General features: G+C 62.6%; 11 protein-coding genes and 1 tRNA gene. 7 read left to right on the forward strand and 5 right to left on the reverse strand.

Features of this window, described 5'->3' with window-relative positions; translation table 11 throughout:
- Positions 1 to 29 precede the first annotated feature (29 nt).
- A tRNA-Gly gene (locus tag OU694_RS10705) sits at positions 30 to 103 on the reverse strand.
- Positions 104 to 298: 195 nt separating this feature from the next.
- On the opposite strand from OU694_RS10705, the gene metZ reads away from it, so the two are divergent.
- From metZ to OU694_RS10735, 6 genes are read left to right on the forward strand one after another with little or no spacing between them, the layout of a single operon-like run.
- The gene (gene metZ / locus OU694_RS10710; RefSeq protein WP_373460358.1) at positions 299 to 1,477 is read left to right on the forward strand and encodes an O-succinylhomoserine sulfhydrylase; all 1,179 of its coding nucleotides are present in this window, start codon (positions 299 to 301) and stop codon (positions 1,475 to 1,477) included.
- 7 nt (positions 1,478 to 1,484) lie between these two features.
- Positions 1,485 to 1,928 (forward strand): Co2+/Mg2+ efflux facilitator ApaG/CorD, encoded by a 444-nt coding sequence (gene apaG, locus OU694_RS10715; RefSeq protein ID WP_308910999.1) that lies wholly within the window; start codon positions 1,485 to 1,487, stop codon positions 1,926 to 1,928.
- 43 nt (positions 1,929 to 1,971) lie between these two features.
- Positions 1,972 to 2,763 carry a tetratricopeptide repeat protein gene (locus OU694_RS10720; protein WP_308911000.1) on the forward strand — a complete coding sequence of 264 codons (792 nt, stop codon included), beginning with the start codon at positions 1,972 to 1,974 and terminating at the stop codon, positions 2,761 to 2,763.
- A gap of 18 nt (positions 2,764 to 2,781) precedes the next feature.
- A complete protein-coding gene (locus OU694_RS10725) occupies positions 2,782 to 3,351 on the forward strand; it encodes a cytochrome b (RefSeq protein WP_308911001.1) in 570 nt (189 codons plus the stop codon).
- Positions 3,348 to 3,899: a YceI family protein gene (locus OU694_RS10730; RefSeq protein ID WP_308911002.1), complete on the forward strand. Its 552-nt coding sequence runs from the start codon at positions 3,348 to 3,350 to the stop codon at positions 3,897 to 3,899. The genes OU694_RS10725 and OU694_RS10730 overlap by 4 nt, the downstream gene beginning before the upstream one ends.
- Positions 3,896 to 4,522: a YceI family protein gene (locus tag OU694_RS10735; protein WP_308911003.1), complete on the forward strand. Its 627-nt coding sequence runs from the start codon at positions 3,896 to 3,898 to the stop codon at positions 4,520 to 4,522. Before OU694_RS10730 ends, OU694_RS10735 begins: the two co-directional genes overlap by 4 nt.
- Positions 4,523 to 4,525: 3 nt before the next feature.
- Here the strand turns inward: OU694_RS10735 and OU694_RS10740 are convergent, their stop codons facing one another.
- Positions 4,526 to 4,936 carry a tellurite resistance TerB family protein gene (locus tag OU694_RS10740; RefSeq protein WP_308911004.1) on the reverse strand — a complete coding sequence of 137 codons (411 nt, stop codon included), beginning with the start codon at positions 4,934 to 4,936 and terminating at the stop codon, positions 4,526 to 4,528.
- A gap of 66 nt (positions 4,937 to 5,002) precedes the next feature.
- Positions 5,003 to 7,774, reverse strand: coding sequence for an ATP-dependent DNA helicase (locus OU694_RS10745; protein ID WP_308911005.1), 2,772 nt, complete (start codon positions 7,772 to 7,774; stop codon positions 5,003 to 5,005).
- A gap of 140 nt (positions 7,775 to 7,914) precedes the next feature.
- Between OU694_RS10745 and OU694_RS10750 the strand changes: the two genes are divergently transcribed.
- Complete coding sequence (locus tag OU694_RS10750) at positions 7,915 to 9,498, forward strand: lysine--tRNA ligase (RefSeq protein ID WP_308911006.1); 1,584 nt, start codon at positions 7,915 to 7,917, stop codon at positions 9,496 to 9,498.
- 72 nt (positions 9,499 to 9,570) lie between these two features.
- Here the strand turns inward: OU694_RS10750 and grpE are convergent, their stop codons facing one another.
- Both grpE and hrcA read right to left on the reverse strand, forming a co-directional pair.
- A complete protein-coding gene (grpE, locus tag OU694_RS10755; protein WP_308911007.1) occupies positions 9,571 to 10,185 on the reverse strand; it encodes a nucleotide exchange factor GrpE in 615 nt (204 codons plus the stop codon).
- A 39-nt stretch (positions 10,186 to 10,224) separates the two neighbouring features.
- Positions 10,225 to 11,283, reverse strand: coding sequence for a heat-inducible transcriptional repressor HrcA (gene hrcA / locus OU694_RS10760; RefSeq protein WP_308911008.1), 1,059 nt, complete (start codon positions 11,281 to 11,283; stop codon positions 10,225 to 10,227).
- Between the last annotated feature and the right edge of the window lie 29 nt (positions 11,284 to 11,312).

Consider the following 11,312-nt stretch of genomic DNA (forward strand, 5'->3'; position numbering starts at 1 on the left):
TCTCCTTGAAGGTCAGGAAAGGAAGCGGCTGGAGCGGGTAACGGGAATCGAACCCGTAACAAGAGCTTGGGAAGCTCGTGTGATACCTTTTCACCATACCCGCGATGGCCATGGTCGGTGCGGAAACTAGCCGCCTGCCCGCCTGAAATCAAGAATGATCTGTGCTTTCGGCCCGCTTCGCGCTTGACGGCGGCGGGATGCCCCGCCACTTTGTCGACGCCGGGTGGCAAGGGGCCGCCGCGGGCAATGATATTCAGGAGTTTGAACCATGCGCTATCAGAAAGGCACCGACCGCAACGTGACCTCCAAATGGGCTCGCCAGACCCAGATGGTCCGTGCCGGCACCATGCGTTCTGATTTTGGCGAAATGGCGGAATCCCTGTTCCTGACCTCCGGCTTCACCTATGAGACCGCCGAAAGCGCCGAGGCGCGCTTCGACGGCCGCGAAGAAGGCTTCACCTACAGCCGGCAAACGAACCCGACCGTCGCCATGTTCGAGGAGCGGATGGCGCTTCTCGAGGGCACCGAAGTTGGCCGGGCGACCGGCACCGGCATGGCCGCGATGACGGCAGCCCTCCTCTGCCAGCTGAAGGCAGGCGACCACGTGATCGGCGCGCGGGCGGCGTTTGGCTCCTGCCGCTGGCTTCTTGATACCCTGCTGCCGCGCTATGGCATTGCCACCACGGTGGTGGACGGCACGGACATCAGCGCCTGGTCTGCCGCCGTGCGCCCGGAGACCAAGGTGCTTTTCCTTGAAACCCCGGCGAACCCGACGCTTGAAATGGTCGATATCGCCGCTGTTGCTGCTGTCGCCAAAAAGGCCGGTGCACGGCTTGTGGTCGACAATGTGTTCGCGACCCCGGTGCTGCAGCGCCCGGTGGACCTTGGCGCCGATATTGTCTGCTATTCGACGACCAAGCATATCGACGGACAAGGCCGATGCCTTGGCGGCATCGTGCTGTGCGACAAGGCGTTCGACGAGGAATTTCTCTATCCCTATTACCGTCACACTGGCTGCGCCATGGCGCCCTTCAATGCCTGGGTGATGCTGAAGGGACTGGAGACGATGGAGCTGCGTGTCAATGCGATGGTGGATAACACCGAGTATGTGGCGGCGGCACTCGCGAAGCTCCTGCCCTCCACCCGGCATCCGTCGCTGCCTTCCTTCCCGCAGAAGGAACTGGCCGCGCGCCAGATGACCCGTGGCGGCACCATGATCGCCTTCGAACTGGCCGGTGGCCGCGACCAGGCCTTCAAGTTTCTGAATGCGCTGGAGATCATCGATATCTCCAACAATCTGGGGGACAGCCGCTCGATCGCCACGCATCCGTGGAGCACCACCCACAAGGCGCTGGCGGAAGCATCAAGGCTGGAACTTGGCATCACGCCGGGCCTTATCCGCCTGTCGGTCGGCCTTGAGGACAAGGACGATCTGGCGCGTGACCTGACCGCTGCCCTCAGGGCAGCGGGTGTGTGAGCCGCATATGAGCGACGATGACGACGACATGGACGACGACCTGATCGACGGTGTGATGACCTTCGAGGCTGTCACCGAAGGCGTGCGGGTCGCCGTCCAGTCCTATTTCCTCTCCGGGCAATCGGACCCCGAGGAAGGCTCCTATGTCTGGGCCTACCGTATCCGCATCAGCAACGAGGGTACGGCAACGGTGCAGCTTATCAACCGGCACTGGATCATCACCGACGGCCATGGCGGTGTGCAGGAAGTACAGGGTTCGGGCGTTGTGGGCGAGCAGCCGGTGCTCGCACCCGGCGAACGCTTCGTCTACACAAGCGGCACGCCGCTTTCCACGCCCACCGGCTTCATGCGCGGCACCTACGAGATGCAGCGGCCGGACGGCAGCTATTTCGATGTGGAAATCCCGGCCTTCTCGCTCGATAGCCCGCACTATTCGCTGAAACTCAATTAAGCGCTTTATCTGGCGTTCAGCTTCATGGTCCTATGATGGGACCATGAGGACGCTTTTCACCCTATTGCTACTTGCCTGCTGCGCCAGCACCGCCCGCGCGAACGAGGCCGCAGACGCCTATCGACAGGGCCGTTTTCTGGTCGCCCGCGATCTCGGCCGGTCCCTCGGGGACGCCGACAGCCTCGCCTGGGCGTGCCGTGCCGGCCTTGTGATCGGCGGTTACAGCGACGACCCCCGGCAATCCGCCCATGACCTGCACGGTGCGCTTGAAGACTGCGACGCCGCACTCGCGCTTGACCCGGACCATCCTTTTGCCCTCGTCAGCCGCGCGCTTGCCATCGGGTTCGAGGGAAAACGCGTGAAGAAGGCCAATCTTGCAAAAGCCTCGCGCGAAATGCTGGAAGGCGCCTTGGCGCGTCACCCTGACGACCCGCTGGTGCTCGGGGCGCTCGGGGGCTGGCATGCGGCTGTTTCGCGATCCGGCTTTCTGGCGCGCGCCGTTCTCGGTGGCAGTTCAAAAGTTGCGCGGGACAATTTTGAACAGGCCCTTGCCCTTGCGCCTGAAAATATGCCGATCCGCTTTGAATTTCTCAAATTCCTGGCGACAGGTAACAGTGACGAACGCAAGGAAGCCCTTGAAGGCCTCGTGGCCTTTGAAGCCATGACACCATCGGACGCGTTCGACCGGATGTTGCTTGGAAAAGCGCGCGCCCTGACGGACGCCCTGAAGGTGAACGACAAACGCGCCATCCGGGATGCGCGTGAAGCTGCCAGCGCCTTCGCGAATATCGACGATGCGAAGGACGAGGTTGAGCCTTACCCGCTCGCCGAGTGAATGCCGAAGGGAGAACGTATGCCGGGGAATGCCGGAGCCAATCGATACAGCCTGGTTGCCATCATCCTGCACTGGCTGATCGCAACCATGGTGATCGCGCTTCTGATTCTCGGCCCTGTCATGACAGGTATGGGTGACGACGACCTGATGCTGAAGTTCGACCTTTACCAGTGGCACAAATCGCTTGGCATCAGTGTTCTCCTCTTGACCCTTGTACGGATCGGCTGGCGCATCATGAAGGCCCCGCCGCCGCTGCCCGTGGCCATGACACGGCGTGATATCCTGCTTGCCCGCACAATGCATGCGCTTCTCTATGCGCTCACCCTTGCCATTCCGCTCGCCGGCTGGGTGATGGTGTCGACGTCGCCGCTGGGTGTCCCGACCTATCTTTATGGCACAGTCCCGTGGCCGCACCTGCCGGTTAGCGGTGAAGCGGCAGAGGCCATAGCCAAAACGGTGCATGCCACGCTGGCATGGGGGCTGACGATCCTTGCCGCCGGACATATCCTCGCCGCCCTCTATCACCAGTTCGCCCTCAAAGACGGGCTCCTTGCCCGCATGTTCCCTATCGGAGACCCGCGCCCATGAAAGCTTTCATCGCCGCCCTCATGCTTGTCGCTACGCCCGTTACCGCGAGCGACTGGCAGCTTGACCGAGAGGCCAGCCATCTGGGCTTTGCCTACCAGCAGACCAGTGCGCCCGCTGAGGGACAGTTCAATGCCTTCGATGCCGAAATCAGTTTCGACCCTGCCGACCCGACCGCTGCGAAAATCAGGGTGGTTGTCGACCTCGCCTCGATCGATCTCGGCGCCAAGGACCGCAACAAGATCGCGGCTGACCCGATTTGGTTCGACAGCAGTGCCCACAGCGAAGCTGTTTTCACGGCATCTGGCACCACCCCCCTAGGCGGGAACCGCTACCGCGCCGACGGTATCCTCGCCATCAAGGGCATCGATAAGCCCGCAACGCTTGATTTCACCCTCGATATCGATGGCGATACCGCCCACGCCGTTGGCAACACCACACTCGCCCGCCTCGACTGGGACCTGGGCGATGGCCAATATGCCTCCGAACGCTTCATCGGATTCAGCGTCCGGGTGAATTTTGACATCAAGGCCGAAAGGATTGCCCCGTGACCCTGCGCCACACTGCCACCGCCGCCCTCATTGCTGCCACCCTTGGCCTTGGCGGCTGCCAGGGAATTGTGGATACCGTCTATCCCGTGAATGTGGCGCCTTCATCTGTCCATGCCGGCAGCTACAAGATCGATCCCTCCCATGCGGGCGTCATCTTCAATATCCGGCATATGGAACTGGCCCGCTTTTACGGCCGTATTCCGGTGACGGCAGGATCGCTCGCCATCGACCCCGATAGCCCTGAAACGGCGAAGCTGCAGGTCACGATGGATGCTGCCAGGCTCGACACCGCCAATCCGGTGCTTGACGAAAAGCTGCGGGACCTTGTTTCAGCCGACGAATATCCGGAGATCAAGTTTGAGAGCGTGTCGGTAGTGCGCACCGGCGAAGCGACCGCCGATGTGACCGGCAACCTGACCATCGCCAAGGTGACAAAGCCAGTGACGCTTGCCGTTACCTTCGCCGGCCGGCGTACCGATCCCCTGAGCGGCGATGACCGCATGGGTTTCGATGCGACAGGGACTATCAGGCTCAGCGATTTCGGCCTCTCGGCTGTCTGGACCCCGTTCGTCGCTGACGAACTGGACCTGACAATCGGGGCCGAATTCACACGGCAGAAATAGGCTTCAGAAAGTTTTCTGGCGGGTCGCTGTTGCGCGCTCGATGGCGGCGGCTGTCAGCCGGTCGATGCCGAGCGTATGGCGGATGATTTCCAGGAGGCGCAGTTCTTCCTGCGGCAATTCGCCGTCCGATGCCGCTACTTCGCAGGCTACCGAATAAACGAGGTCATAATCCTTTTCAGGAACCGCCTCGGCAACGAGGCCAAGGATGGCATCAAGCCCTTCCTCGCTTTGCAACATGTCAATGCAGGCGTCGGTATCGCTCGCCAGATGCTCGACCCGGTATCCCCGAAGCGCGGGAAGATAACCGACAAGCCCGGTCATCCGCTCGAGCTCGCGGTCCGTCATTGCGTCATCGGACGCAGAGACAAGGACCATCGTGTAGATGAGGGCGGTTTCCGGGCTGATCGTGGACATGGGATTCTTGTTCCTTGAAAAATAGACTGTTCCGAACGTGGGGCAAATCGGCGGGCGCTGCAAGTCTCAGCGGCCGAAAAATTCGCGCACCGAGGCAATTGCCGCTGCAAGCCCCAGTCTTTCCGCCACCACGCCTTCAGGCAAGCCTTCCAGAAGACGGGTGGGTGTGCGGGCATCAAGGATGACAAACACACCCCGGTCGCCAGCGCGGCGGATAAGTCGGCCAAAGCCCTGCGCCAGCTTCATCCGGGTCTGCATATCGTCGTAGGCCGTGCCGCCGAAGGCATCGCGACGCGCTTTATGAAGGAGCGTCGGGCGCGGCCACGGCACGCGGTCCAGCACCAGAAGGCGCAGGCTTTCCCCCGGCACGTCAACCCCGTCGCGCACGGCATCGGTGCCGAGAAGGCAGGCGTGCGGATCATCGCGGAAGATATCGACAAGGGTGGCGGTGTCGATCGGATCCACATGCTGGGCGTAAAGCGGCAGTCCGGCCTCTTCCATCGGCCCGGCGATCTTGTCCCACGTGGCTTTCAGGCGCTTGATTGCGGTGAAAAGGCCAAGGCCGCCACCGCCTGAGGCGAGGAAAAGCTCGCGGTAAGCCGACGCCACCTGCGCGGCATCCATACGGTTGACGTCATTCACCACGATCACGCGGGTCTGGGCGGCATAATCGAAGGGCGACGGCACCGCCAGCCGGCGCGAGACGACCGGCAGATGCTTGGCGCCCGAGCGCAGGTCCACGCCTGCCCAGCCGTCGCCGTCCTTGTCCGCCGCCCGGTCACGGAGCGTGGCCGAAGTGACAAGCACGCCGTGCGCGGGGGTGAAAACCATGTCGGCAAGCGGCTTGGTCGGGTCGATGAAGTGCCGGCGCATGCCAACGTCGCGCTCGCGGCCATCCACCCGGTCAAGCTCGAACCAGTCGACGAAAATGTCAGGCACCGTACCGCCGAGCGAGAGGAGCATTTCCGTCCAGCTTTTGACCATTTCAGCGCGGAGCTTGAGGCTGCGGGCCGCGACCTCAAGCCGGCCGCGATCCCCGGTTTCCAGAATGTCAGCGTCTTCATCGAGCCGCGCGAGGAGCGAGGCGGCAAGGGCCACCATCGGCCGCGCGAGGCCGGAGAGCGCCTCAGCCAGTTGCCCGGCAGCGGACAGGAGTGCCGGCGGCGGGGTGGCGACACCGGCTTCAACCGCAAGGCCGAACTCCACATTGTTGGCCCGCGCCAGCACCACGGCCCGCACTTCCATCAGGAAGGTTTCAAACCGTGTCATGGCGGCCGCCCCTGCCACTCGGCTTGCCCAGCCATCGGATGGCAGCACACGGGCCGCTTCCAGGACACCATCCAGAAGGGCCTTGGCATCGGCGTCATCCGCGATCAGTTCCTCGATCCGGTTTCGAAGCCCGCGGGCCCGCGTGGCGCCCCCCGATTCCTTGCCCCTGATCCAGCGGCGGAGTTCGGCGCCTTCAAGCCCGGTGAGCGCAACTGCAAAGGCGCTGTCGGCAGCATCGAACAGGTGATGACCTTCATCGAACACCAGCCGTTTGGGGAGATCAGGGTCGCCGTAGCGGTTGGCGGCCTGCGCGATGGTGAGTGCGTGGTTCGCGACCACCAGATCGGCGTGCCGCGCCTTGCGGGCAGCGCGTTCGATATAGCAGCGCCGGTAATGCTGGCAGGCCGCATAAAGGCATTCGCCGCGCCGGTCGGTAAGGCCGGCAATGCGGGCCGCGCCGAAGTGGGCGCCAAGCCAGCTTGGGAAATCGCCGCCGATCATGTCGCCGTCGCGGGTGAAGCGTGCCCAGCGCACCACAAGCCCCATCAGCACGCTGTCGCGGTCCGCGCCGCCACCAAGCGGCAAGGCGCCCCGCTGCATCACGGCGGTCAGCGTTTCCTCGATATTCAGGAGACAGGCGTAATTTTCCCGGCCCTTGCGGATCACCGCCTTGCGGGCTTTCCTCACCGGATCGGGATAAAGCCTTGAAAGCTCCTGATCGAGCTGGCGTTGCAGGTTCTTGGTGAAGGTGGAAAGCCAGACGGGGGCACCGTTCGTCTCGGCCCAGAGGCTGGCCGGGGCAATATAGCCAAGCGTTTTGCCCGTGCCGGTGCCCGCCTCCAGTATCTGCATGTTCGGCCCGCCTTCCATCTCACGCGGGCGGAAGCTATGGGTGGCGGCAGCGGCAAAGCGGCGCTGGCCTTCACGGGTCTCAGAAGCATCGCCTAAAAGTTCGGCCAGCCGACTTTCTGATGATGCCGGGTCCACCGGATCATCGCCGGGCGGGGGCGGCGGCCCCATGTCTTCCCATTCGGGAAGTGCCGTCCAGACACGGAGGCCATCGTCACGGCTATGATCAGGGAAGCGGCGCACCGCCCCCATCACCATCGGCCCCCATGCCCAGCCGGCGCGCGCCATCATGCTGGCAACCCTTTCGGCCCCGGCGCGGTACCGCCAGATTTCGGATCCCGCCTCGGCGAGCAAGCGTTCGGCAACCGCCCGCATGGCCATGCACTGGTCTTCAAGGGTGGCGACAGGAAGATCAAGCGACAGCGCCTTCATCAGCCCGCCAAGCGTCGGCAGGCAGTAACGCGCCGGGCGCACGAAGGCGTATAGTTCAAGGAGGTCAAACGCCTGAAACTCGGAAAGATTCAGCCGACGCGCGGCGGCGGGCCGTGAAACAATCAGGTGCGGTTCGCGGGCCAGATATCCGGCGGCTTCATGTGGCCTCAGGGTTTCGATCACGCCGTCCGCGTCGAGCCGGCAGCTTTCGCGCACCGAAAGCGCCATCACCGGCAGGCCATCAAGCCCCCGGCCGGCGCCGCCGCTTTCCGCATCATATCCTGCCATGACCGTCATGCGCCGGACATTAGCGCCAGCCCGGAGGCCGCACCACAGAAAAGCGGCGTCCCCATCCGCATCCTTGACGAAAGGCGCAGAAATGCTTAGCTTCCGCCCACTTTTGAACCCCATCCCCAAAAGGTGCCAACATGACCGATAATGCCGCGCTTGCGCTTGCCTCCAACGCCTGGCCTTTCCAGGAAGCCGAGAAGCTGGTGAAGCGGTACTCGAAACAGGCGCCCGAAAAGGGATATGTGCTCTTTGAGACCGGCTATGGCCCCTCGGGCCTGCCGCACATCGGCACCTTCGGCGAGGTTGCACGCACCACCATGGTGATGCGTGCCTTCCGGGAGCTTTCGGACATCCCGACCCGCCTCATCTGTTTCTCGGATGACATGGACGGCATGCGGAAGATTCCCGAAAACGTGCCGAACCAGGACATGCTGAGGGAACATCTGCAGAAGCCGCTGACCGCCGTGCCCGACCCCTTCGGCACGCACGGCAGCTTCGGCGAACACAATAACGCACGCCTTTGCGCCTTCCTCGACTCCTTCGGGTTCGATTACGAGTTCGCTTCCGCGACCGACTATTACAAGTCCGGCAAGTTCGATGGGGTGCTGAAGCTCGCCGCCGAACGCTATGACGATATCATGAAAGTGATGCTGCCGACCCTCGGTGCCGAGCGGCAGGCGACCTATTCACCCTTCCTGCCAATTTCGCCGAAATCCGGCCGCGTGCTTTATGTGCCCATGAAGAATGTGGACGCCAAGGCCGGCACTATCACGTTCGATGATGAAGACGGCGAAGAACTGACCGTCTCTGTCACCGGCGGCAACTGCAAACTGCAGTGGAAGCCGGACTTCGGCATGCGATGGGCCGCGCTTGATGTCGATTTCGAGATGTTCGGCAAGGACCACCAGACGAACGCTGTTGTCTATGACCGCATCTGCCAGATTCTGGGGGGCCGCGCGCCCGAACATTATGTTTACGAGCTGTTTCTTGACGACAAGGGCGAGAAAATCTCGAAATCCAAGGGCAACGGCATCTCGATCGAGGAATGGCTGACCTACGCCAGCCCCGAAAGCCTCGCCCTTTACATGTACCAGAACCCGCGCAAGGCCAAGCGGCTGTATTTCGATGTGATCCCCAAAGCGGTCGACGAATATTACAGCTTCGTCGAGGCCTATGGCCGTCAGGATCTGGCTGAGCGCTTCAAGAACCCGGCCTGGCATATCCATGGCGGTACTGTGGAGCAGAAAAGCCTGCCGGTGAGCTTCGCCCTCCTCCTCAATCTTGTCTCGGCGGCAAATGCCGAAGACAAGACCACGCTTTGGGGCTTCGTGTCGCGCTATGTGCCGGGTGCAACGGCAGAAGCCTATCCCGAGCTTGACCGCCTGATGGGCTATGCGATCCGCTATTACGATGACTTCGTGAAGCCGACGAAGACGTTCCGCCTGCCGACCGACGCCGAGAAAGCCGCTTTCGAAGGCCTCATCGCGCGCCTGAAGGTCCTGCCGGCAACCGAGACGGACGCCGAAGTGATCATGACCGAGGTCTATTCCGCCGGCAAAGATGCGGGCTACGAGAATCTGCGTGACTGGTTCAAGGCCTGTTACGAAGTGCTCTTGGGCCAGGAACAAGGCCCGCGCATGGGCGGCTTCATCGCGCTTTACGGCATCGAGGATACACTTGCCCTTATAGACCGCGCCCTGAAGGGCGAGCTTGTCGCCTGAGGCGTTCACTGATCCAATGAAAAAGGGCGGCCCGTTTGATGCCGCCCTTTTTGTTTATTCTGTCTGGCCTTGTCAGGCCTTCGTGTCCACATGCACATCCATGGCGCGCGATACGCCAACCATAGCGGGGCGCAGCAGCCGGTCCTTGATCATATAGCCGCCAGCGATCAACTGCACGACCGAACCCGGCGCGTGTTCGGCGGTCGGCACCTCGAACATCGCCTGATGTTGCTGCGGGTCGAACCGGTCGCCCACCGCCGGCGTCACTTCGCGGATACCGTGGCGTTCAAAAATATTGATCAGCTCGCGTTCTGTCATCTGCACGCCTTCGATCACCGGCTTCACGGCTTCATCAAGGCTTTCCGGCAGGCCCGAAAGGGCACGGCGCAGGTTATCAGAAACGTTCAGGAGATCGCGGGCGAAGCTCGTGACGGCATAGGCCGAGGCGTCGGCCTTGTCCTTCTCGGCACGGCGGCGGATATTCTCGCTTTCGGCCATGGTGCGAAGGAGCCGGTCCTTCACTTCATTGAGGTCGGCTTGCAGCTGGTTGATCAGCTCGTCTTCGCTCGGGCCGTCTTCGGCGCCGGAGAGATCGATCGTATCGCTCTCGGACTCGGCGGCGTGGGCTTCGGCGTCGGGGCCGATGTCGTTCTCGGGAAGGTCGCTTGCTTTGTCTTCTGCGCTCATGTCTTCACTCAATTGGTTGTCTTCGGGGCCGCCGGACGTTCAAAGAAGCCGGCTCACCACCTGGGCAGTGTAATCGACCATCGGGATGATCCGCGCGTAATTCAGTCGCGTGGGGCCGATGACCCCAAGCACCCCGACAATCTGGTTCGCACCGTTCATATAGGGGGAAACGACGACAGATGAACCCGAAAGCGAAAATAAATTGTTCTCGGCCCCGATGAACATCTTCACACCGCGCCCGTCGCGGGCGAGTTCCAGAAGGCGGATCAGGTCCTGTTTGCGCTCCAGTTCGTCAAACAGAAGTCGTATCCGCTCGAGGTCCGTCGCTTCCTGCACATTATCGAGAAGGTTCGACGTGCCCGAGATGATCAGCGAGGCCGGCAGGTCATTGCCGCCGGACCAGACGGCAAGGCCGGCTTCCACCACACGCGCGGTCAGGTCGTCAAGCTCAGCCCGGCGCGCTTCGAGCTCGGCCCGGATCGAAGTCATGGCACCTTCAAGTGTGCGACCACCAAGGCGCGCGTTCAGGTAATTGCCGGCAGAAACGAGCGTCGAGGCCGGCAGGCCGGCGGGCAGGCTGATGATACGGTTCTCGACACTACCGTCTTCCGACACCATCACGACAAGCGCGCGGCCGGGGCCGACAGGCACAAATTCGATATGGCGAACCGAAAGCTCCCGCTTCGGCACCATCACAAGGGCGGCGCAGCGCGACAGGCCGGAAAGCGCCTTGGTGGCTTCCCCGAGCGCCTCCTCGATGGTGCGGCCCGAGGCCACGCAGCGCCCTTCGATAGAGGCACGCTCTTCCCGCGTCAGGTTGCCGACCTCCATCAGGCCGTCCACAAAAAGGCGCAGGCCGAAATCGGTGGGCACCCGCCCGGCAGACGTGTGGGGCGCGGCGATCAGGCCCAGGTCTTCAAGGTCTGCCATCACATTGCGGATGGTGGCGGGCGACACGGCAATCCCATCCGCCCGGCTGATGGTGCGCGAGCCGACGGGGTCGCCAGTCTCGAGATAGGTCTCGACGATCTGGCGGAAAATGGCCTTCGAGCGTTCGTTCAGTTCGACAAGCGACATCGCGTTCCATCTGCCTTTCATCTTCCCTTCGGAATGTAGGTAGGCGGCAC

It is taken from the genome of Pseudokordiimonas caeni (genome assembly GCF_026719705.1).
GTDB lineage: Bacteria > Pseudomonadota > Alphaproteobacteria > Sphingomonadales > Kordiimonadaceae > Gimibacter > Gimibacter caeni.